The organism is [Clostridium] aminophilum (genome assembly GCF_900101295.1).
Classification (GTDB): domain Bacteria; phylum Bacillota; class Clostridia; order Lachnospirales; family Lachnospiraceae; genus Clostridium_R; species Clostridium_R aminophilum_A.
Genome location: NZ_FOIL01000022.1, coordinates 26,804 through 48,889, shown reverse-complemented (window position 1 = coordinate 48,889; position 22,086 = coordinate 26,804). Strand labels below are relative to the sequence as shown.

At 52.1% G+C, this 22,086-nt stretch carries 17 protein-coding genes, 2 tRNA genes and 1 rRNA gene; 2 read left to right on the top strand and 18 right to left on the bottom strand.

All coding sequences use genetic code 11. The features are described 5' to 3' along the window. The 12 genes from BMW41_RS07425 to secA form a co-directional block, all read right to left on the bottom strand. Window positions 1-173 (bottom strand): 16S ribosomal RNA (locus BMW41_RS07425); the annotation flags it as partial. A gap of 178 nt (window positions 174-351) precedes the next feature. Then, window positions 352-440, bottom strand: a tRNA-Ser gene (locus BMW41_RS07420). Between the two features lie 37 nt (window positions 441-477). Beyond that, a tRNA-Ser gene (locus BMW41_RS07415) sits at window positions 478-563 on the bottom strand. A 332-nt stretch (window positions 564-895) separates the two neighbouring features. Further along, window positions 896-1,615, bottom strand: a complete 720-nt coding sequence (gene ispD, locus BMW41_RS07410) for a 2-C-methyl-D-erythritol 4-phosphate cytidylyltransferase (protein ID WP_074649543.1) — start codon at window positions 1,613-1,615, stop codon at window positions 896-898. A gap of 60 nt (window positions 1,616-1,675) precedes the next feature. Further along, complete coding sequence (gene tsaD, locus BMW41_RS07405) at window positions 1,676-2,713, bottom strand: tRNA (adenosine(37)-N6)-threonylcarbamoyltransferase complex transferase subunit TsaD (RefSeq protein WP_074649542.1); 1,038 nt, start codon at window positions 2,711-2,713, stop codon at window positions 1,676-1,678. Beyond that, the gene (locus BMW41_RS07400) at window positions 2,694-3,635 is read right to left on the bottom strand and encodes a ribonuclease Z (protein WP_074649541.1); all 942 of its coding nucleotides are present in this window, start codon (window positions 3,633-3,635) and stop codon (window positions 2,694-2,696) included. The genes tsaD and BMW41_RS07400 overlap by 20 nt, the downstream gene beginning before the upstream one ends. 16 nt (window positions 3,636-3,651) lie before the next feature. Continuing rightward, window positions 3,652-4,182: a ribosomal protein S18-alanine N-acetyltransferase gene (gene rimI, locus BMW41_RS07395; RefSeq protein WP_074649540.1), complete on the bottom strand. Its 531-nt coding sequence runs from the start codon at window positions 4,180-4,182 to the stop codon at window positions 3,652-3,654. 160 nt (window positions 4,183-4,342) lie between these two features. Beyond that, a complete protein-coding gene (tsaB, locus tag BMW41_RS07390) occupies window positions 4,343-5,110 on the bottom strand; it encodes a tRNA (adenosine(37)-N6)-threonylcarbamoyltransferase complex dimerization subunit type 1 TsaB (RefSeq protein ID WP_074649539.1) in 768 nt (255 codons plus the stop codon). Between the two features lie 6 nt (window positions 5,111-5,116). Beyond that, window positions 5,117-5,548, bottom strand: coding sequence for a tRNA (adenosine(37)-N6)-threonylcarbamoyltransferase complex ATPase subunit type 1 TsaE (gene tsaE, locus BMW41_RS07385; RefSeq protein ID WP_074649548.1), 432 nt, complete (start codon window positions 5,546-5,548; stop codon window positions 5,117-5,119). A gap of 78 nt (window positions 5,549-5,626) precedes the next feature. Beyond that, the gene (locus BMW41_RS07380) at window positions 5,627-6,841 is read right to left on the bottom strand and encodes a homoserine dehydrogenase (RefSeq protein ID WP_074649538.1); all 1,215 of its coding nucleotides are present in this window, start codon (window positions 6,839-6,841) and stop codon (window positions 5,627-5,629) included. A 177-nt stretch (window positions 6,842-7,018) separates the two neighbouring features. After that, entirely contained in the window at window positions 7,019-8,131 is a 1,113-nt protein-coding gene (gene prfB, locus BMW41_RS07375) for a peptide chain release factor 2 (protein WP_074649537.1), read from the bottom strand. Next, the gene (secA, locus tag BMW41_RS07370; RefSeq protein WP_083378828.1) at window positions 8,124-10,790 is read right to left on the bottom strand and encodes a preprotein translocase subunit SecA; all 2,667 of its coding nucleotides are present in this window, start codon (window positions 10,788-10,790) and stop codon (window positions 8,124-8,126) included. The genes prfB and secA overlap by 8 nt, the downstream gene beginning before the upstream one ends. A gap of 899 nt (window positions 10,791-11,689) precedes the next feature. On the opposite strand from secA, the gene hpf reads away from it, so the two are divergent. Next, window positions 11,690-12,220, top strand: a complete 531-nt coding sequence (hpf, locus tag BMW41_RS07365; protein ID WP_074649536.1) for a ribosome hibernation-promoting factor, HPF/YfiA family — start codon at window positions 11,690-11,692, stop codon at window positions 12,218-12,220. Between the two features lie 290 nt (window positions 12,221-12,510). Here hpf and glpK read toward each other — a convergent pair whose 3' ends face one another. From glpK to BMW41_RS07335, 6 genes are all read right to left on the bottom strand, one after another. Further along, entirely contained in the window at window positions 12,511-14,013 is a 1,503-nt protein-coding gene (glpK, locus tag BMW41_RS07360) for a glycerol kinase GlpK (protein WP_074649535.1), read from the bottom strand. Between the two features lie 195 nt (window positions 14,014-14,208). Continuing rightward, complete coding sequence (locus BMW41_RS07355) at window positions 14,209-15,498, bottom strand: TRAP transporter large permease (RefSeq protein WP_074649534.1); 1,290 nt, start codon at window positions 15,496-15,498, stop codon at window positions 14,209-14,211. A 2-nt stretch (window positions 15,499-15,500) separates the two neighbouring features. Beyond that, window positions 15,501-15,971 carry a TRAP transporter small permease gene (locus BMW41_RS07350; protein WP_074649533.1) on the bottom strand — a complete coding sequence of 157 codons (471 nt, stop codon included), beginning with the start codon at window positions 15,969-15,971 and terminating at the stop codon, window positions 15,501-15,503. A gap of 263 nt (window positions 15,972-16,234) precedes the next feature. Continuing rightward, a complete protein-coding gene (locus BMW41_RS07345; RefSeq protein ID WP_074649532.1) occupies window positions 16,235-17,368 on the bottom strand; it encodes a C4-dicarboxylate TRAP transporter substrate-binding protein in 1,134 nt (377 codons plus the stop codon). A gap of 507 nt (window positions 17,369-17,875) precedes the next feature. Continuing rightward, on the bottom strand, window positions 17,876-19,051 hold the full coding sequence (locus tag BMW41_RS07340) for a DUF819 family protein (RefSeq protein ID WP_074649531.1): 1,176 nt from the start codon (window positions 19,049-19,051) through the stop codon (window positions 17,876-17,878). A gap of 446 nt (window positions 19,052-19,497) precedes the next feature. Next, a complete protein-coding gene (locus BMW41_RS07335; RefSeq protein ID WP_177171190.1) occupies window positions 19,498-20,910 on the bottom strand; it encodes a C40 family peptidase in 1,413 nt (470 codons plus the stop codon). A 313-nt stretch (window positions 20,911-21,223) separates the two neighbouring features. Here BMW41_RS07335 and ymfI point away from each other — a divergent pair, with 313 nt between their 5' ends. Continuing rightward, window positions 21,224-21,958, top strand: coding sequence for an elongation factor P 5-aminopentanone reductase (gene ymfI / locus BMW41_RS07330; protein WP_074649547.1), 735 nt, complete (start codon window positions 21,224-21,226; stop codon window positions 21,956-21,958). The last annotated feature ends 128 nt before the right edge of the window (window positions 21,959-22,086 follow it).

Here is a 22,086-nt window from a genome sequence, read left to right as displayed (position 1 = left end):
TTTCCAACTGTTATCCCCCGGTACAGGGCAGGTTACCCACGTGTTACTCACCCGTCCGCCACTAAAATTACAAAATTCCATCCGAAAACTTCCTTCTGTAATTTCCGTTCGACTTGCATGTGTTAGGCACGCCGCCAGCGTTCATCCTGAGCCAGGATCGAACTCTCTCGTTAAAAGTTGGATCCGGTTTAGACTTAAGCTTGGCTTATTCTTAACCGTTATTACTGTTTAAGGTTTTGTTCTTGAAAATCTCTCGAACTTCAGGCCTCTACCTTATCGGCCTTTGTTCTTGGAATTTTCAGGGTTTTATATACTGTTCAGTTTTCAATGTTCCGACCTCCGAAGAGGTCACGCAGAAGGAGGGATTTGAACCCTCGCGCCGCTACTAACGACCTACTCCCTTTCCAGGGGAGCCCCTTCAACCACTTGGGTACTTCTGCAGTGCTTGAATCGATTGGAATATTCGATTATGTAAAGCGGAGAGAGTGGGATTCGAACCCACGCGCCCTTTCGGACAAACGGTTTTCAAGACCGCCTCGTTATGACCGCTTCGATATCTCTCCAAACGTGCTTTGCCATTATACAAGGCAGTGAACCTTTTGTCAAGGACTTTTTTAAGTTTCCTGGGCGTTAGAGCTCACACTCTGTTCACTTTCGTCCTGCAGCCCCCGGGCCGTTTGGCCTGTGGTTTTCAGCGACGTCCCTTATATTATCACTGTCGGTTCATCGTGTCAACGACTATTTTGATTTTTTTGAGGATTATTTTGCAATTGTTTTCACAACCACAACAATTTGTGCAAGAATGCGTCTCACCTCTATATATAGTCCTCCCGATTGTCTTCCATCGTCCTGGTGCTCTTATTCCGCTTCTCTTATTATCTTCCTGTCTCACGGATCATTCCTCAGCGCGCAGAAAAGCCGCGGCGATCATCAGATCCTCTGGCGTGGTCACTTTTATATTCCGATAGGAACCTTCGGTCAGACGGCATTTCACGCCCAGTACCCGTTCCATGACCATGGCATCATCCGTCACGCCGGCCTGCAGCTCCGGATCGGCATAGATCCCGTCATACGCTTTTTTGATCCGTTCGAAGCAAAATGTCTGCGGTGTCTGAATCACCCAGCAGGTGCTCCGGTCCGGCGTGCTGACCGCCTCATACGTGCCGTCTTCCAGTTTCCGGGAGATCTTTATGGTATCCTTTGACGGCATGGCGGCAATGGACGTTCCGCAGTTTCTTGCGTCCGCAAATGTTCTCCTGATGATCTCCGCATCGGCAAACGGTCGGGCACCGTCATGAATCGCAGCGATATCTTTTCCTCCGTAGCCCTGCTCTTCCAGCGCGCAGAGACCGCGGTAGACGGAATCATACCGCTCCTTACCGCCTGCCGTCACTTTGCGGACCCGGTCAAATCCAAAGTCCGACACCATTTTACGGCAGTATTCAATGTCATCCTCCCCCGTCACAAGGATAATGTCATCGGCTCCCGCTTCCGTAAAATGCTGCAGCGAATACCAGATTAGCGGCTTCCCGCCCACCGGTATAAACTGTTTTTTGACATCCGATTTCATCCGGCTTCCGGTTCCTGCCGCCAGAATTATTGCTCCAGTCCTCATTCTTACGCCTCCCGTTATGAGTGAGGAACAGTCCGCCCTCTCTTTTCAGCTCCGTCTTTCTCAGCGCTCGCCGAATTTCAGGTTCGGAATCGCGTTCAGATCCCAGCCTGCGCGAACGCCGTTGATATATTCATAGTAACCCGCCGCGCCGATCATGGCTGCATTGTCGGTGCAGAGAATCGGAGACGGACGGTAGAACCGGATATGGTTCTCCCGGCATGCCTCTTCCATCCCCGCCCGGAGTGCAGAGTTGCTGGCAACGCCGCCGGCGATGGCAAGCTGATCATAATGATATTCTTTGCATGCGGCAATCGCCCGGCTGACCAGAGCCTCAACCACCGCATTCTGGAAGGAAGCCGCAAGATCCGGCACGCAGATCTCCTCTCCGGTCATCTTCGCGCGGTTGATGTCATTCAGCACCGCGCTCTTGAGTCCGCTGAAGCTGAAATCATACGGATTCTCTCCGACTTTCGCCCGCGGGAACTCATAGGCATGCGGATCTCCGTCCTTTGCCGCCTTGTCAACCTTCGGGCCGCCCGGGTATCCGAGACCGACGGCGCGGGCCACTTTATCAAATGCCTCACCTGCCGCATCGTCTCTGGTCCGTCCGATGATCTCGAACTCACCGTAATCCTTGACAATGACAAGATGGGTGTGTCCGCCGGAAATGATCTCGCACACAAACGGCGGCTCCAGTTCTTTGTTCTCGATGAAGTTTGCCGACACGTGCCCCTCGATGTGATGCACCGGCACAAGCGGCTTCTTTGCCGCCCAGGCGATGGCCTTCGCCGCAGCGACGCCGACCAAAAGCGCGCCGACCAGACCCGGACCGTACGTCACCGCAACCGCTGTAATCCCGTCCAGTGTCATGTGCGCTTCTTCCAGCGCCTCTTCCACAACCTGATTTACTTTTTCAATATGTTTTCTCGACGCAATCTCCGGCACAACGCCTCCAAACTGCGTATGCAGGGCAATCTGCGAGGAGATGACATTCGAAAGAACTTCTCTTCCGTTTTTTACAACAGCCGCTGCGGTCTCGTCGCAGGAGCTCTCGATCGCAAGAATGTATACATCCTCATCAACACTGTGTTTTCTCATGATCTTCCGTTTCCTCTTCTTCAAAGTCGATGGTCTTTGTCCATCCGTCGCGCGCAGTCTTTGCCTGCGGGAAAATTTCCTTAATTTCATCCGCAAATTCTTCCGGATGAATGAGGGACGGACTGTAATGCGTCAGCCACATTTCCGCCGGTTGCGCCGTTTTTGCCAGATTTGCCGCCTCCTGCATGGTCATATGCTTCTTTTCCCGGGCGCTCTGTGCCTTTTCCTTCTCGCCGTACATGCCCTCACAGATAAAGAGATCCGCGCCCTCGGCAAACTCTGCGATCACCGGAACCGGGCGGGTGTCAGTGCAGTAGGTGATGTGAATGCCCTTGCGGTCCGGCCCCATAACCATATCCGGGGTGTAGGTCCTATCCCCTTCGGTCATCGTCTGTCCCTTCTGCAGCGGATTCCAGAATTTCAGCGGAATATCCAGTGCTTTCGCCCGCTCGGCGTCAAATCTTCCCTTCCTCAGAATCCGGATGGAATACCCGTAGCAGACTACATTGTGGTTGACACGGAAGGCATCAATCTCATAGGGACCGATGGAAAAATGTTCCCGTTGTTCATTTAATTCAATGTATTTGATCTTAAACGGCAATTCCGGTGTAATGACGCGCAGCGCACTGACCACCCGCTCCAAACCGCGGGGGCCGATCATGGTCAGCGGCTCGGTTCGGTCGCTGTTTGCCATCGAAAGCAAAAAGCCCGGAAGGCCGCTGATGTGATCCGCGTGATAATGCGTGAACAAAATGACATCCACCGGTTTCGGTGTCCATCCCCGCTTGCGCATTGCAATCTGGGTTCCCTCGCCGCAGTCTATCAGAAGGCTGCTGCCGTTGCACCGGCAGACAAGGGATGTCAGCCAGCGGTACGGCAGCGGCATCATTCCGCCCGTTCCGAGCAGACAAAGATCTAACATATTGATTTCTCCAATTCTATTCGTGTTTCCACATGATCAGCGCATCCTCCGTCGGATGCGTGTAATAATTTTTCCGGACGCCCTCGGTCCGGAAACCGTATTTTTCGTACAATCCCTTCGCCGGCTCATTGCCCGCGCGGACTTCCAGCGTGATATCGCCCACGCCGCGGTCTTTCGCGTATTCCAGCATGACGACGAGAAGCTTTTCTCCGAGCCTCTGCCCGCGGTATTCCGGCAGGACGCAGACGCGGTCGAGTTCTCCCTCACCCGCAATTTCACGGTAATTGAGATATCCGATGATCTGCGGTGCCGGTGCATTATCCGATGCGTCACCGATTCGGCCGTCCGCCGCAGAATCCGGATCCGTCCCGGTACAGGGTGACAGCAGCACCCAAAGGGTATCGAGCCTGCTCTCCAGAATACTCCGAAGCGTCGCATCGCTCCAGGGCTCCGTGAAGCAGGTTTTCTCTAAAGCCGAAACAGAGGGCAGATCCTCTGCCCTCATCCTGCGGATTTCATATTCCGGTCCGGTGCTGTTCTGGTCCATTTTTCTGTCCTTTCCATGGTTATCCGCCCGCAGCTTCTCTGTTCCGTCTGCGATCGGCCAAACTCCCCCGCAGTTGACACCATGCGGCTGTCTTTTCCGCCGGTCAGGAGCCGATCAGGGGTTTTGCCGCATAATCGCATCTCTGCTTCTTTTCCCGTCCTCACGCATCGGTGCCGTCCGGGTTGCGGACAACGATGCCGGCGGCAAGCTGATCCATGACGCCGAGTTTTTCCGCGACGTCGCGCTCACGCTCCGCCTGAGATTTGCGGAGGTAATCCGGTGCAAATTCCGCAGCGGATACGGTCTTTCCTTCCAGAAGGAGCTGTTCTCCCAGTGCAGCCACAGATGCGGCTCTCTGGCGGTTGGACGGTGCCGGCGCAAAGGCAAACGGAACCTTCACCGTCTCCTCAATCAGAGCACGGTTTGCATCCGCGCCGTCTCCGAAGAAAATAACTCTCTTCCCTTCCGACGAGGCGTTCAGTTCCGCGATCAGGTCTTTGACACTGCTCAGACACTGTTTTTTCAGCACGCGGAATTCATCGCGGTACTCATACAGCCCGGTGTATACATTTCCTCTCCGGGCATCCAGCATCGGGCAGAGAATTCCATCTGCTCCAAAGAGCCCAAACGCCATCGCGTCCATTGTCGGAACGCTGATGAGCGGTTTTTTTATCACAAGACCGATGCCCTTGGCCGTCGCCGCGCCGATCCGGAGTCCGGTAAAGGATCCCGGCCCGGCTGCTACCGCAATGCCGTCCAGATCCGCGGCTTCCATCTCCAGAAGTCCCAGCATCTGGTCAATCATCGGCAGAATAGTCTGCGAATGTGTTTTTTTCTGATTCAGTGTGTACTCCGCCGCCATCTCGCCGTCGACGCTTACGGCAACGGACGCGGTCAGCGAAGAGCACTCAATCCCAAGAACTTTCATACTGCTTTATTCTTCCTCACTTATCGTAATTTTCCGGTAGTCAAACCCTTTTTCCAGATTTTTTTCTATGGTCACGCGGTGAAGATGATCCGGCAGAATCTCCCGGACCTGATCCGCCCATTCGATCAGGCAGACACCATCTCCAAAGAAGTAATCGTCATATCCGATTTCCTCCATCTCATCCGGATCCTCGATGCGATACACATCAAAATGGTAGAGCGGGATCCGACCGTCGTGGTATTCCTGGACAATGGTGAAGGTCGGGCTGCTGACCGGCTCGGTGACACCGATCCCGGCCGCAAATCCCTGCGTGAAAACAGTCTTTCCAACACCGAGATCTCCGTCCAGCGTCCATACATCTCCGGCATGAGCCTCTTCTCCCAGTTTTTTTCCGAGCTCGTAGGTCTCTTCCGGGCTGTTTGTTTCTATTATTTTCATATTATATTCTCCCGGTTCAGACATGAGGCAGAATGTTCTGCCCGCGTATCCGATCCTCCGTATCGTTTTTGGAGTTTCTCAGCGCACGCGGATCGATGAGATCAGGCCGCGTACCGCCGGGGACACTCTCTGAAACCGCTCTTCTTCCATCTCGCCGGTCAGAACCGCAAATTCGCCGGTAAGTTCCGGAACCTCGATCACTTTCACCGAACCGAAGGCTGCTCTCACGCCGTCGATGTCTTCGGTCGGATCCCCCGAGATGCGGATATAATAACGGAATTTTTCCGTCTCGAAACTCTTCAGCGGGAATTTTCCTTCCTTCCATCCGAAGGCCGCATTTTCCGTCAAATGGCCTGCGATGTCCACAAGATCGCTGACAACCGCATTGGCCGTCGGAAGTTTTCCGGCGCCGGAACCGTAGAACATGATTTTTCCCACGGTCTTTCCGTCCACCACAACACCGTTGTAGACATCATTTACCCCGTACAGCGGGTTGTCGGCATCTACCATCACCGGGCAGACATACACGCAGGCCTTTCCTTTTTCAATATGGCTGGTGCCCACAAGTTTCACCGAAAAGCCGAGTTTTTTCGCATAGAGGAAGTCCTCCGCGGTGATATGGGTGATTCCTTCCACGTGAAGGTCTTCGAACTTTACTTCCTGTCCTGTTGCAAGAGCCGTCAGAATGGCAATTTTCCGGCCGGTATCATGGCCTTCCACGTCTGCCTCCGGATTCTTTTCGGCATAGCCGAGTTCCTGCGCCGTCAGAAGCGCCCGGGCAAAACTCTGGCCCTCGCGGCTCATTTTCGTCAGAATATAGTTGGTCGTTCCGTTCAGGATGCCGCTGATTTCCTGAATCGTCTCCCCCTTCAGCGATGTGGTGAGCGGTCGGATCAGCGGAATTCCGCCGCCGACAGCCGCCTCAAAGAGATAGTTCACGTGGTGCTCGCGGGCAATGGCCAGCAGTTCGGTGCCCTTCGCATCCACCACTGCCTTGTTGGAGGAGACAACATGTTTTCCGGCCTCCAGACAGCGTTTGGTAAAGTCGAACGCCGGATGAACGCCGCCCATTGTCTCGACGACGATCTGAACCTCCGGATCTTTGAGGATCACTTCAATATCATGGATGATCCTGTCACCGTAGGGGCTGTCCGGAAATTCCCGAAGATCCAGGATATATTTCACACCGATCTCCTGACCGGTCGCCTGAATAATGCCGTCTCTGTTGATGTCAAGTACTTCCGCCACACCGGATCCGATCGTGCCAAAGCCCATTACTGCCGCCTGAATCATGGGATATCCTCCTTTTTTCGACTAAGTTCAGTTTACATCAGCCGCTCTTTTTCGGACTGATGTAAATACGACAAAATCCCGCGCGCCATCGCCCGGGACTTGTCACTTATAAAATACCACTGATATGCGTTCCGCCATGGTTCCGCAGAAACCACAGCTCTCCCGCATATTATCTCATTATCGATTGATCCACTTCAGATATTCGCTGATGAACAGATCCAGATCCCCGTCCAGCACGGCCGAAATGTTTCCGGTCTCGGCATTGGTGCGGAGATCCTTAACCATCTGATACGGCTGCATAACGTAAGAGCGGATCTGGCTTCCGAAGTTGATGTCCGTTACTTCGCCGCGAATATCGGAAAGCTTGTCTTCATTTTCCTGCTGTTTCAGCATCAGGAGCTTTGCCTTCAGCATCTGCATCGCCTTGTCCTTGTTCTGGAACTGGGAACGCTCATTCTGACAGGTAACAACGATACCGGTCGGATAATGCGTGATTCGGATGGCGGACGATGTCTTGTTGATATGCTGACCGCCGGCACCGGATGAACGATAGGTGTCGATACGGATATCCTCCGGGCGAACCTCGATGTCGATATCCTCCTCGATGTCAGGCATGACATCACAGGATACGAAGGACGTCTGTCTCTTCGCATTTGCGTTGAACGGGGAAATGCGGACGAGACGGTGTACGCCTTTCTCGGACTTCATGAAGCCATAGGCATTTTCACCGTTGATCTGCATGGTGACAGACTTAAGACCCGCCTCATCGCCGTCCAGAGAATCCAGAATGTCGACGGAGAAACCGCGTTTTTCCGCCCATCTCTGATACATACGGAACAGCATGGAACACCAGTCCATCGCCTCCGTGCCGCCGGCACCGGCATTCAGCTTCACGATCGCATTCTCATGATCGTACTCGCCGGTGAGCAGTGTGGACAGACGGACAGATTCGATGGTCGATGTATAATCATCGAGCATCTCACTGATCTCATCCAGAAGGGACGGATCATCTTCCTCCGCGCCCATGTCGATCATCAGCTCAATGTCCTCGTGCTGCTGCTCCAGCTTAGCATATGTATCAACGGAGTCTTTCAGGCTCTTGTTCTCGCGAACATATTTCGCAGATTTCTCCGGATCATCCCAGAACCCCGGCTCCTCCATCATTTTGTCAAGCTCCGCGATTCTCTTCTTCTTAACATCCAGATTCAGGGAATCTTTTACCTCTGCAAGCGTGCTGTCGTATGATCCGAGGGTAGACTTAAATCCATCCAGTACAACGGGATCAAGCATTCGCGCTGCCTCCTTTCTCCTGAGACGCAGCCATCGCTGCGTTCTGCAGTGCCTCCGGCGACGGTTTCTCGCCTCTTGCGATGCTCTCAAAAATCGCTTTTCCGTGGCACTGTTTAAACTTCTTGCCGCTGCCGCACGGGCACAGGTCGTTCGGATAGATCTTTCTCGCTTTTCTCTTGACCGGTGTGTGCATCGTCTCACCGTCACGGTTGGTTCCGGTGATCTTCGCAGCCTGTTCTCTCTCTACTTTCTGTTCTACACGGATGTGCATCAAAACACGGACAGTGTCCTCTCGAACCGCTGCCATCATGTTGTCAAACATATCATAGCCGGCCATCTTGTATTCAACAAGCGGGTCTCTCTGTCCGTATGCCTGAAGGCCGATACCTTCCCGCAGCTGATCCATGTCGTCGATGTGGTCCATCCACTTTGCGTCGATGACCTTCAGCAGAACGACTCTCTCCACCTCGCGCAGACGGTCGACCGGATTGAACTCGGTCTCCTTCTCCTCGTAAAGGCGGGTTGCCTGCTCTTTGAGCATGTGCTTGAGCTCTTCGCGGGTCATATTCTGCTGATCCTCTGTGAGACGGATCGGCGGAAGCGGAATGATCGGCAACAGCAGGGTGGACAGCTCGGTGAGATTCCAGTCCTCCGGGCCCTGCTCGTCGGAAATGGACATGTCGACCGCATTTTCCACCACGCCGTTGATCATGCTCATGACAACGTCGCGCATGTTGTCGCCGTTCAGAACCTTGCGGCGCTCCGCATAGATCGCTTCACGCTGCTCATTCATAACCTCATCGTACTTGAGGAGGTTCTCACGGATTCCGTAGTTGTTGGTCTCGATCTTCTTCTGTGCGTTCTCGATGGCCTTGGACAGCATCTTGTGCTGGATCTGCTCGCCTTCCGGCACGCCCATGGCGGTGAACATGCTCATCAGCTTCTCGGAGCCGAACAGTCTCATCAGGTCATCTTCCAGGGAGAGGTAGAAAATGGACTCACCCGGGTCGCCCTGACGTCCCGCACGTCCGCGGAGCTGGTTATCGATACGTCTGGACTCATGTCTCTCGGTACCGATGATCTTCAGACCGCCGAGCTTCAGCGACTCGTCGTCCAGCTTGATATCGGTTCCTCGGCCGGCCATGTTGGTCGCGATGGTAACCGCGCCATGGATTCCGGCATCGGCGACGATCTGCGCCTCCAGCTCATGATACTTCGCATTCAGAACTTTATGGGCAATGCCTCTCTTCTTCAGCATTCTGGAGAGAAGCTCGGATGTCTCGATGGTGATGGTGCCGACCAGAACCGGCTGACCAGTCTCGTGGGTGCGGACAACATCGTCGACAACCGCCTCAAATTTTTCTTTCTTGGACTTGTATACCGCATCCTCGTGGTCGATACGCTGTACCGGACGGTTGGTCGGAATCTGGATAACGTCCATGCCGTAAATGTTCCGGAACTCTTTTTCCTCGGTCTGCGCCGTACCGGTCATACCGCCCTTCTTGTCGAACTTGTTGAAGAAGTTCTGGAAGGTGATGGTTGCCAGTGTCTTGGACTCACGACGAACCTTTACATGCTCTTTCGCCTCGATCGCCTGATGGAGGCCGTCGCTGTAGCGGCGTCCCGGCATGATACGACCGGTGAACTCGTCGACAATCAGGATCTCGTCGTCTTTTACCACGTAATCCTTGTCGCGCTCCATGAGGTAGTTTGCGCGCAGCGCCAGAATCATGTTGTGCTCGATCTCAAGATTTTCCGGATCGGCAAGGTTATTGATATGGAAATACTGCTCCACCTTGTGCACACCCTGTTCGGTCAGGTTTGCAACCTTGTCCTTTTCATTGATGATGAAGTCACCGGTCTCGGTAATCTCCTCACCCATGATGGCCGCCATCTTGGAGAACTCCGCAGATTCCTCACCTCTCTGAAGGGTGCGGGCAAATGCGTCGCATACCTCATAGAGCTTGGTGGACTTTCCGCTCTGTCCGGAAATGATAAGCGGGGTTCTCGCCTCATCGATCAGAACCGAATCGACCTCATCGATGATGCAGTAATGGAGATCTCTCAGAACAAGCTGCTCCTTGTAGATCGCCATATTGTCTCTCAGATAGTCAAATCCAAGCTCATTGTTTGTTACATACGTAATGTCGCAGTTATAAGCCGCCCGTCTCTCCTCCGGCTTCATCTCATTCAGAACGACGCCGACGGTCAGGCCCAGCCACTGATGGATCTGTCCCATCCACTCCGCGTCACGCTTCGCCAGGTAATCGTTGACCGTTACGATGAAGACGCCCTTTCCTTCCAGCGCATTCAGGTACGCCGGACAGGTGGATACCAGAGTCTTACCTTCACCGGTTCTCATCTCCGCGATACGGCCCTGATGAAGAACCATACCACCGATCAGCTGTACCGGGAAATGTTCCATTCCGACCGAACGCTTTGCGGCTTCTCTGACCGTGGCAAATGCTTCCGGAAGAATATCATCCAATGTCTCGCCCTGCGCCAGTCTCTCCTTAAACTTCGGAGTCTGCGCCTTCAGTTCTTCGTCGGACATCGCCTGCATGGTCGGCTGCAGATCAAGGATCTGCCGGATGACCGGCTGGATCAGCTTCAGCTCGCGCTCGCTGTGTGTTCCAAACAGTTTTTCTACCAGATTCATATTTTTAACCTCCAGGCTCTGGCCCGAGCCAGATTTATCCGGGCTCGTATCAGAGCCGCAAGTATAGTTTAAAAGTCTGCCTTCAAACCTTATCCCGCTGATTCTACAGGCAGGTCTCCCTGTCTCATGGAACCGCCGGTCAGGGTCTGAACATCTCCCTTCAAACGTATTCTTTCAATCCACAGAAACGCACACGTTTCCAATATAGTGACAGTTACACAATCTTAGTAATTTTAGCACTCGAAGCCGCGGTAATCAATGGATTCATAAAAAGTTTACATATATGCGGTCTTTTCCGGTACCGTTGCGGACGCGCGCGGGTAACGCAACCACCGCCATTTCGTCAAGAGTTTTTTTTCTCCGGCATCATTTTCTGCAAAATGTACAAAATCCACGATGCGTTTCAGAGTTATCCACTTTATCCACAGTATAGAACGCATTTTCGGTGGATAACCATCCTTTTCCCCAAATCGCGTATTTACAACATTTTTGACTTATGCACAAAGTTATCCACTTTATCCACACTTTTGTTACGCACCGCCCCCCTTTTGTGGAGGGAATACTCATTTCTAAAAATTTTGTGAATTTCTCATAAACTTCCGTTTATTGTGCTTATAAACGTGATCTCCCCTTGACAAATCCCATCTTTTTTACCTTGCACCGTGAAAGAAAAAAGTGCCGCAAATCCTTATTTTTACAGTGTTTCCGCGGTAACGACAGTCGAGTTTGTTCAATAATATTAAGTTTTTTGACAATTTACATTTTCTATTGTCTTTTTTCTATAAATGTGATAAACTACAGATACCAAACGAAGCGGAACCGGAAGGGATTCCCGATCCGTCCTCGTTAAAGATGATTAAATGATGTGAATCACATCATAAAGTAAAGGAGCGATGTCTATGCGTTATACCATCACCGGAAAAAACATCAATGTCACACCTGGACTCAGAGCTGATGTAATCAAAAAGATCGGCAAGCTCGAAAAGTATTTCAACGAAGACACTGAGGCAGTCGTTACCTTAAGTGTTGAGAAAGATCGCCAGAAGATCGAGGTTACCATCCCGGTTAAGGGAACCATCATCCGTGCCGAGCAGGTCAGCGATGATATGTATGTTTCCATCGATCTTGTAGAAGAGATCATTGAGCGCCAGCTCAAGAGATATAAATCGAAGATCGTCGATAAGAAGCAGTCCGCAGTTTCCTTCTCCGACCTGTACATCAATGAAGAGGAGACCGGCGAGGAAGAGGTTCACATCGAGAAGATGAAGAAATTCGCGATCAAGCCCATGGACCCGGAGGAGGCATGTGTACAGATGGAACTCCTCGGACACAACTTCTTCGTATTCCTGAATGCGGACACAGATGAGGTAAATGTCGTATATAAGAGAAAGAACGGCTCCTACGGACTCATCGAGCCGGAGCTCGCATAAGACATCCAGATTGCAAATCCATCATAATCATATGACCGCGCAAGCGGAAAGGGACAGCCGCACCGACACAAGTTGGTGTGGCTGTCCCTTTTGGTATGACTGTCCCTTTTTATAATGCCGCAGATCCTTTTTCTGAAATCCGAAAATGTGCCGCGCACCGGTTGATGGAGCAACGGATGCGACAGCACATTGATTATAAATCCATTTTTTATTACACAATTATATCATTCAGTCGTCATGCGGCTGCCCTTTCCGGATGAGCAGCCGCTTCCGCCGTTTTTCCGGATCTCTCAGTCCTCTTTGGCCCAGCCATAGGCATACTTGACCGCTTTATTCCACATACGGATCTTTTCCGAGCACACATCTTCGGTAATCTCCGGTTCAAAGGTCTTATCAATACTCCAGTTGCGGACCACATCGTCCATGCTCTTCCAGTATCCGACCGCAAGACCGGCAAGATAGGAAGCGCCCAGCGCCGTGGTCTCCACGCACTGCGGACGGTTGACCGGAACACGGATGAGATCTGCCTGCATCTGCATCAGAAGGTTGTTCAGGGATGCACCGCCGTCCACTTTCAGTGCTTTGAGGTCGATGCCGGAATCCTGCTTCATCGCCTGAAGGACATCATTGACCTGAAATGCCAGAGATTCCAGCGTCGCGCGGATGATATGGTATTTGTTGACGCCGCGGGTGATGCCGACAATGGTTCCCCTCGCGTACTGATCCCAGTGCGGCGCGCCAAGACCCGTAAACGCCGGGACAACATAGCAGCCGTTGGTATCATTTACTTTCTTCGCCATGTACTCGGAATCTGCAGAGGACTCAATCAGGTGCATCTCATCCCTAAGCCACTGAATGGCCGCGCCGGCAATGAAGATGGATCCTTCCAGCGCATAGGTGACTTTGCCGTCGATGCCCCACGCGATGGTCGTGACCAGACCGTTCTTCGAGAATACGGGCTTCTCTCCGGTATTCATCAGAAGGAAACCGCCGGTTCCGTAGGTGGATTTCGCCTCGCCCGGCTTAAAGCAAGTCTGTCCGAACAGTGCCGCCTGCTGGTCTCCCGCCGCGCCGGCGATCGGAATCTCTCCCCCGAGCACGCTCGGATCGGTCATGCCGTAAACGCAGCTGGACGGCTTGACTTCCGGAAGCATACATTTCGGAATGCCGAGAATCTTTAAGATCTCATCGTCCCACTCCAGAGTGTTGATATTGAACAGCATAGTACGGCTCGCATTGGAGTAATCTGTCACATGCACTTTCCCCTTGGTCAGTTTCCAGATCAGCCAGGTCTCGACCGTTCCGAAGAGGAGTTCTCCCCGCTCTGCGCTCTCCCGCGCCCCCGGCACATTGTCCAGAATCCATTTGAGTTTTGTGCCGGAAAAATACGCGTCGATGACGAGTCCGGTCTTCTCCCGGATCATGTCCGTCAGGCCCTGTGCCTTCAGCTGATCGCAGTATTCCGCGGTTCGGCGGCACTGCCATACAATCGCGCGGCAGATCGGTTCGCCGGTCTCTTTTTCCCACACGATGGTGGTCTCTCGCTGGTTGGTAATGCCGATGCCTGCGATCTCGTCCGCATTGATTCCAACTTTAGCCATTGCCTGGACACAGACACCGAGCATCGTGGACCAGATCGCATTCGCATTGTGCTCCACCCAGCCCGGCTTCGGGAAATGCTGCTGAAATTCCTGCTGCGCGACGCTGACCATCTCGCCTCGCTTGTTGAAAATGATACAGCGGTTGCTTGTCGTTCCGGCGTCAAGCGCCATGATGTACTCACCTTTTGCCATTTCGTTTTCCCCCTGAAGTGTATTTTTCCCTTCTTTTATTGTATCCGAATCCCCCGGATGTTCACCGGTAAAATCCAGACTATATTTGCGCAGGAAACAAGCCAAAATTCGTGTAATACCTCGCTAAGTGCTCTGCGCAAAAGTCCGCTCCGCGAAACCGCGGAACGGACTCATTTTCTCATATCCGTATCCGCCTTACGCTCCGAAGACAAGGTTCGGAATCAGCAGTGTCAGCGGCGGGAAGTAGGTAACAATCAGCAGCGCCACGATCAGTGCCGCGATAAACGGCAGAGCTTCTTTGACGAAATCCGGAATCGGACAGTCGATGATGCTGCAGACCGTAAACATCATCGATCCGAACGGCGGCGTCAGACCGCCGATCATAATATTGACAATAATAATCAGACCGAAATGAACCAGATCGACGCCCATGGTGCGGACAACCGGAATCAGGAGCGGCGCCAGAATAATCATGGCCGCACCGCCTTCCATGAACATGCCGACTACCAGAAGAATGGCGTTGATGATCAGGAGCATTGCGTACTTGTTGGAGGTTACACCGAGAAGGGCCTTGGAGATCATGCCCGGAATGCCCTGCCATGTCATGTACTGGCCGAATACATTGGCCGCGACAATGATCAGAACAACGCCGGCAGTACCTTCAACGGTTTCCTGAAGAATCGGGGCGATGTGCGCCGGCTTCAGCTCGCGGTAGATGAACGCGCCAACCACGATACAGTAGAGAACGGCGATGGCGCCGCACTCCGACGGAGTGAAGATACCGATTCTCATGCCGCCGATGATGCCGATGGGGAAGAAGATCGCCCAGATAGAGTCAAGTGCCTGTTTTCCCATCTCCAGCGGAGAAGCAATTTTATCCCTTGTCGGCATATATCCTCTCTTTTTGGAGATGAAGTGAACCACCACCATCAGGCAGAGCGCCATGAAGATGCCCGGAATATATCCGGCCATAAACATTTTGCCGACGGATACATTTGCGATCAGCGCATAGATGATCAGGTTGATGCCCGGCGGGATGACCGGTGTGACGGCAGAGGACGCCGCCGTGATCGCAGCGGAAAAACCTCTGTCATAACCGCGGCGCTCCATCTCCGGGACGAGCATTTTCGCCTCCATCGCCGCGTCGGCGTTCGCAGAACCGGAAACGCCGCCCATCAGCATGGACAGAAGAACATTGACCTGCGCCAGCGCTCCCGGCATGTGTCCGGTGAGCACATCGGCAAAAGCCATCAGTTTATTGGAAATACCGGCGTAGTTCATGATGGATCCGGCCATAACGAAGAACGGAATCGCCAGAAGGGAAAATGACTGCGCGCTGGTGATAAATTTCTGAAGAATGAGATACGCCGGCGAGCCGGTGTTCATGAAACCGAAATAAACCATGGTTGCGCCGAACAGTGCGTACGCAATCGGAATTCCGGTAAAGTACAGGAGCAGTACAATAAAAAGAGGTGCAAATCCCATACTTATGCCTCCTTTCCCGTGCGGCGGAACATGTTGACAAGGTGCATCAGCGAATAGACCGTTGTCAGTCCGAATCCGACAATCAGAGAAGAGCTGACCCATGCGCTCGACACGGCAAGAACCGACGTCGCGATGGTGTAAGTGCGCTGCACGTAGGTGATCGAAAGATACAGAACATATGCATTGATCAGAAGCAGTATGCACTGAACGATCAGTTTTACCGCTCTGGATGCGGAAGCCGGAAGCTTATTGACCAGGAGGTCGATGCCGAGCTGCGCACCGTTGCGGTAGGCTCCGGCCGCTCCGACGAACACGCTCCACACGAAGCACGTCGTCGCGACTTCTTCACTCCAGTAGATACCGGAGTTCAGGAAATACCGGAAGAAGACATTTAACAGAACGAGGCTTGTCGTCACGACGATCAGGATCGCCGCGATAAACTCCTCGGGATTTTCGCGAATAAATTTTTTCATACCCGTTGCTCTCCAAACTGGAAGTGCTTAATTCACTTAATTCATAAATTTCAAACCGGACAGCGGAATTTCCGTTCTGCCCAATACCGCAGTTTCCGTCAAATAAACGCCAAAATCGGTGGCGCGCACATCGCCGGACATATTGCAGTAAAAGAATGGGAGGAGGGGACACCTCCTCCCCGTGCCAGGCCGGCACATACATGGGAATTTCTAAGCTTTGCCGTTTTCAAAATTCCGTATTGTATTACATTTCATCAGGGCGATTACTTTACGTCCTTGATGTACTCCTGGAACTTGTCATACAGACCCGGAGTTGTGCCCTTCTTGGTCTCCATCTCTTTGTAGATCGGAGCAAGAGTTGCCTTGAATGCATCGACGTCAACATCGTTGAACTCGATACCGTACTTCTCGGAAAGGTTCTTCTTCTGAGCCTCTTCGTTCTCGGATACCTGCTTAACCATGTTCTTTGCGCCTGCATCGAACTCATCCTGAACCAGCTTCTGCAGCGGCTCCGGCATACCGTTGAATACGTTCGGGTTGATGTAAGCACCGCATACGCCCAGGAGATGCTTTGTGAGTGCCATCTTCTTTGCTACTTCCGCGGAACCGTTGGAACCGTATGCATCGATGGTACCCTCAAGACCGTCAACAACGCCCTGCTGTACTGCCGCGATGGTGTCAGCAAATCCCATCGGAGTTGCGGTAGCACCCATAGCATTCAGAGTGTTAACATAGAGCTCGGACTTCGGAGTTCTGATCTTCATGCCCTTCAGATCGTCCGGGGTCTTGATCACCTTGTTGGTCATCATGGAACGGAAACCGAAGATGTAATCCATGTTCAGGATCTTGATTCCCTTCTCCTCTGCCTTCTTGAACATATCCTTTACTTCGTCTGTCTCAAGAAGAGCGCCGAACTGATCATAGGATGTAACCAGCATCGGTCCTGCAAGTACGTTGAAGTCTGCAACGTAATCGCCGAGGTAGGACGGATCCTCTACGGAAATGAAGTTCGCACCGGCAACAACCTGTGCTACGCCATCCTGATATACCGGCAGCTGAGACTGCGGGAAGCACTGGATGTCAACCATTCCGTTGGACTTGTCCTTGATGGAGTCCGCAATTGCCTGCATGTTCTTTGTAAGGGCCTCATCCGGAGCAAATACATGGCTGAGCTTGAGCTCCAGTTTGTAGTTTGCATCCACACCGCTGAGATCAACCGCACCGTCAGCCTTGGACTCTGCTGTGTCCGCCTTGGATTCCTCTGCCTTTGACTCCGCAGCCGCTGCTGTGGTCGCTGCTGCAGTTGTCGTCTGTGCGGAGCTGCCGCCGCATGCTGCGAGGGATGCTGCCATTGCTGCTGTTGCAACAAGGCTTGCTGCCTTTACCATTTTCTTCATTTTTTTCTCCTCCTTTATATTCGATCGGGATGCGGTCATTCGCATGTCCCGGGTCGATTCACTAAAAAATCTTTCTTGACACAAAAAATAACAGCGGTCCGAAAAAAGAGCCTTTTCTTGCCGGCCTTGGTTTTTTCTGACGCTGCTCTCTGTCTCTGCATCACATATTTTGTTTATTCACGGTAGTATTTTATCATTATTTCCTGTTTAGTTCAAGCAAAACGATCAGTTTTCCCATCATTTTCACCAACTCATCGGCGCAAATCCTCTTTTCCTTTTGGTAAATATCGTTATTGTTTTAACGCAGGAAGTTTTTTGTCTCTTTGATCCCTCAGACAGCTCGTTACGTTCTCCGCGCAAAAACTCCGCAAGCAGATACCGCCGTTTTCCGGTCCTGCTTACGGAGCCTGATCAAATTTCGGAATTAAATTGTTATCTGAAACGCAGCATGAACTCCAGCGAGTTCCACATATCATGCAATCCCCATGAGTTCAGTGCTCGATCACGTTATCCAAATATACTCATCGCATTGGCGACAACCAATCCTCCTCCGGTACCGATGACATATCCCAGAAGGGCCATGACGATACCTACCGGAACAAGAGCGTCATTGTAGGATCCGGCGATAACCGGCGTTGTCGCCGTTCCTCCGATATTCGCCACCGAGGCAACCGCGCAGGTGAAGATATCCAGGCGAAGGAGTTTTGCCATCACAACCATAACCACAACATGGATCGCCATGGTCATAAATCCGGTGAGAATCCAGAGGTGTCCGTTGGTCACGCCGCCGAGGTCTGCTCTGGATGCAATCAGCGCGATAACCGTATAAAGAAGAAGATTGGAGAGTTCCTCAATCCCCTTCATACTGCCGAGCGGAGTCACCGCAAGTGCAGTTCCGAGAACCGTGACAAAAAGAACCGTCCATGTCGCTTTGTCAAAAAACGGGATCATCGAATTCAGATATACACCGACATACTGCGCCAGTGCAGACACTGCAAATCCAAGGCCGAGCAAAAATGCGAGGTTCTGCCATACGAGCGGTTTCTTGTTCGCCTCCGTCGCCTTGCGGAGAGACTCACCAACCTCATCGATCAGATGAGTGTCGGACTTTGTCCAGCGGTTAAAGGCTTCATTTCTCGTCAGCGCCCACAGAAGGAACGGAATGTAAATGTTGCAGCAGATGGTGTCCATGATCAGGGCGTATACCATGTTGCCCTCATCGACATGCAGCGCCGCCTGAATTGCCAGCATGTTGCCGGTTCCGCCCATCCAGCTTCCGCAGAGAGCGCCCAGCGGCCGCCATGCTTCGAGCCCCAGGAAATTATGCATCACCGCATAGCTGACAACAAAACCGATTCCGATGGAAATGCTTGCGCAGAAGAACGCGACCAGCATTCTCGGCCCGAGGCGTACAATTTTCTTCATGTCGCACCGGAGTAACATCAGAAATACCATCGCATAGAGAATCGGATTTTTCATGCTGCTGTAAAGTCCGGACGTGGATTCCAGATCCCAGAGTTTCACGGAACACAACAACATAAAGCCCACGTAGATGATGACGACAGGCGGTATGATACCGAAAAACTTCTGTGCGCCCTTGCCCTTGCATAGTTTGGGCAGCATCACGATTATCCCCATAAAAAGGACAAGAATTGAAAAGTAAACAAAGCCGTCTTTAATCATACTGTTTCCTCCCAAGTATTTTATACAAAAATTTTACCGTATTGAGAGGATTTTCTCAAGCTATTTAATGAATTATTTTCAATAAAAGGAATTATTTTTCATTAATTTTCAACAAGTTTCCATTTTCCTCTTTATCCGAAGCATCAAAAATCACCGAAAAAGATAAGATGCCGCCCGGCGTCCTATATCAAAGTCCGCAAGCGGACTTCGGCCCCCATCCCCTCAATCTTGCAGGGAGCGCCACGGACGATGTGCAACGCCGCTGGTCACCGAAAGGTGACATTTTCTATTTCAGCGGCATGCGCACCCCCGCGGAGCGTTTTTTTCACAGGAAATGCGGAGCACTTTCCTGTGAAATATAAAAAACGACAGATGCTTCCGGCTTTTTCGTTCAAAAGTATCTGTCGTTCGTTTTCATATTCTTCTGTATTACGGATATGTTTTACTTAATTCAGGAAAGTAACTGCCTTTACCGGTGTCTTGTAGTTATAGTTGGAAATCTTGATTCCGGTAGACGCCGTGCTCGCGTGGATAATCTCACCACCACCGATATACAGTGCAACGTGATTGATGTACCCCTTCGATCCGTAGAAGATCAGGTCGCCCGGCTGAAGATCCGAAATGGAGATTGTCTTGCCGTTTGCCGCCTGATCACGGGAGCTTCTTCCAATGGAAATACCGAAATGCTTATATATGCTCATGGTAAATCCGGAGCAGTCCGCGCCATTGGTCAGGCTGGTTCCGCCGTAAACATACGGATTTCCTTCAAACTGTTTCGCATAGGCGACAATCTCTGCTCTGGTTCCGGTTGCCTTCCCGGAATCGGTCGGCTTTGCAGCATTGTCCGATGCCTCATCGTTCGTTTCTGATCCGGTTCCAAAAGAACTTCCGCCGGTTCCCGGACCGTTTGCTGTGCCGTTCTCAGCCGTGGTCTTTTCACTGTTCTTTGCGGTGTCGCTGCCGGTCTTCTCCGAATTCGAAGAATCCGGTGCCGTCCCGGAAGAGGTATTCTCCGCCGTATTGTTTGCCGGAGCAGCTTCCTCCGCGTCAGCAAGCGTGATATACTCGGTTGCCACATATCCGATCACGGAATCGCTGATTCTGACCTTGGTAAATTCATTCTCTTCACCGAGAATCTCATAGGTCTCTCCCCGTTCCACCGAAGTCAGTTTCTCACTGTCGATGGAAGCGCTCTTGCGGACATTGAGGACGGCGACATCGACTTTCGCCACCTTCTTTTTTCCGTCATTCACCTTCGCTGTATCGGACGTTTCGGAAACAGCTGCCGGTTTTTCTGCCTTTGCCGTTTCTTCTTTTTTCTCCGTATCCGCAGTAGCCGCCGGCTTCGAGGTCTGCTCCGCCGGAGCTGTCACAGCAGGATTTGAGGTCTGTTCCGCTACCGGTTTTTCCGTCTCGGCTGCAGCGGCCGGTTTCGACGTCTGCGCATTGTCCGCCGGCTTTTCTGACAACGCTGAGTCCGTATTCGCTTCTGTCTTCGATTCTGTCTTACACAGTGATGCTTTCACATATCCGATGATGTCACCGGTCTGAATCTTATACCATTCTCCATCCTCGCCCTCTACAGTTTCAAGGATGTCCGCTTTCATATCGTTGTTCATTTTTCCCACAACAGAGCTGCTCGTATTCGCTTCTGCGCGGACATTTACATTATTGCGAACCTGCGGAACCGCTACGCTTCCGACACTCACCGTCGGTGCTGCAGTCTGCAGGGTATTGGTTTCAGTCTGTACGGTCTCCGGAAGAGGCTGCACCTTCTGCGCCGCCGCGGCACTGAAACTTGCCGGCATCAGCGTCAGAATCGCACCTGTCGCCACTACTAATTTCAAGAATTTCTTCATCCAGTCTTTTCCTCCGGTCAAACGTTTCCTTTTCATACTGTCCTTATTATACTACTCATAAGCCTTCACTTACACCGCTTTGTGTCAAATTTGTCTTACGGATTTATTACACAAATGTTATGGCAGGATCCCGGTTCCGAACAGATACAAGATTTGTCCTTTCATTTCATCGGCCGCAGGTTTGCGGCCTCATGTTACAATAGAATCGGTTGCCGTTTTCTTCGGCATATGTATCAATTCCTATGTTTATCCTTTTGAATGAACAATCCCAACGTTTATGCCGCAGTCTCAAAGCGGCGGAATGGAGTTTTTTATGAATAGAACCGTACTCATCACCGGCGCATCCCGCGGAATCGGGAGAGCCGCGGCCCTGAAATTCGCCCATGAAGGATATCAGTGTGTCATCACCTGCCTTCGGAGTACAGACCGTCTTGTGCAGGTACAGTCTGAGATTGAAGCCATGGGCGTTCCGTGCCTGTCGTTTACCGGCGATATCGGAAACTTTGAAGACTGCGAGCGCCTGTTCGGGGAGATACACTCCCGGTTCGGTCATATCGACGTTCTGGTCAATAATGCCGGCATCGCTTGGATCGGACTTTTTCAGGATATGTCTCCGTCGGAATGGGACCGGATGATGCACACGAATCTTTACTCGGTCTATAATACCTGCCAACAGGCGGTGCCTTCCATGGTGTCGCAGCATTCGGGCCGGATCATCAATGTTTCTTCCGTGTGGGGGATCAGCGGCGCATCCTGTGAGGTCGCCTACTCCGCGGCAAAAGGTGCTGTCAATTCATTCACAAAAGCATTGGCAAAGGAGCTTGCCCCGAGCAATATCCAGGTAAATGCCGTCGCCTTCGGCTGTGTTGACACCGAGATGAACTCCGAACTTCTGGACGGCGATGCGCTTCATGAGCTGGAGGAGGAGATCCCGGCCGGCCGTCTTGCCACTGCGGATGAAGCGGGGGAATTCATATATCATATCGCAACGGCGGGTTCCTATCTGACCGGCCAGATCATTCCCTTCACCGGCGGATGGATTGTATAAGAAGCCAGCAAAAGGGCCGTCCCGATAATTCGGGGCGACCCTTTTTATATACCCGTTCCGGTGACCGTCCGCAGGTGTGTGGTCCGCTTTCGATCCGCCGGAATCATTCTTCAATTGATACCGGATTC

What these genes read in the sequence shown, in the direction of transcription:
- tsaD (WP_074649542.1), bottom strand. Translation starts at nt 2,713, where the DNA reads ATGAGAAAACACAGTGTTGATGAGGATGTATACATTCTTGCGATCGAG.
- hpf (WP_074649536.1), top strand. Translation starts at nt 11,690, where the DNA reads ATGCGTTATACCATCACCGGAAAAAACATCAATGTCACACCTGGACTC.
- BMW41_RS07335 (WP_177171190.1), bottom strand. Translation starts at nt 20,910, where the DNA reads ATGAAGAAATTCTTGAAATTAGTAGTGGCGACAGGTGCGATTCTGACG.
- BMW41_RS07340 (WP_074649531.1), bottom strand. Translation starts at nt 19,051, where the DNA reads ATGATTAAAGACGGCTTTGTTTACTTTTCAATTCTTGTCCTTTTTATG.
- ymfI (WP_074649547.1), top strand. Translation starts at nt 21,224, where the DNA reads ATGAATAGAACCGTACTCATCACCGGCGCATCCCGCGGAATCGGGAGA.
- glpK (WP_074649535.1), bottom strand. Translation starts at nt 14,013, where the DNA reads ATGGCAAAAGGTGAGTACATCATGGCGCTTGACGCCGGAACGACAAGC.
- tsaB (WP_074649539.1), bottom strand. Translation starts at nt 5,110, where the DNA reads ATGAAAGTTCTTGGGATTGAGTGCTCTTCGCTGACCGCGTCCGTTGCC.
- ispD (WP_074649543.1), bottom strand. Translation starts at nt 1,615, where the DNA reads ATGAGGACTGGAGCAATAATTCTGGCGGCAGGAACCGGAAGCCGGATG.
- tsaE (WP_074649548.1), bottom strand. Translation starts at nt 5,548, where the DNA reads ATGAAAATAATAGAAACAAACAGCCCGGAAGAGACCTACGAGCTCGGA.
- BMW41_RS07355 (WP_074649534.1), bottom strand. Translation starts at nt 15,498, where the DNA reads ATGGGATTTGCACCTCTTTTTATTGTACTGCTCCTGTACTTTACCGGA.
- BMW41_RS07400 (WP_074649541.1), bottom strand. Translation starts at nt 3,635, where the DNA reads ATGTTAGATCTTTGTCTGCTCGGAACGGGCGGAATGATGCCGCTGCCG.
- BMW41_RS07350 (WP_074649533.1), bottom strand. Translation starts at nt 15,971, where the DNA reads ATGAAAAAATTTATTCGCGAAAATCCCGAGGAGTTTATCGCGGCGATC.
- prfB (WP_074649537.1), bottom strand. Translation starts at nt 8,131, where the DNA reads ATGCTTGATCCCGTTGTACTGGATGGATTTAAGTCTACCCTCGGATCA.
- rimI (WP_074649540.1), bottom strand. Translation starts at nt 4,182, where the DNA reads ATGGACCAGAACAGCACCGGACCGGAATATGAAATCCGCAGGATGAGG.
- BMW41_RS07380 (WP_074649538.1), bottom strand. Translation starts at nt 6,841, where the DNA reads ATGATTCAGGCGGCAGTAATGGGCTTTGGCACGATCGGATCCGGTGTG.
- secA (WP_083378828.1), bottom strand. Translation starts at nt 10,790, where the DNA reads ATGAATCTGGTAGAAAAACTGTTTGGAACACACAGCGAGCGCGAGCTG.
- BMW41_RS07345 (WP_074649532.1), bottom strand. Translation starts at nt 17,368, where the DNA reads ATGAAGAAAATGGTAAAGGCAGCAAGCCTTGTTGCAACAGCAGCAATG.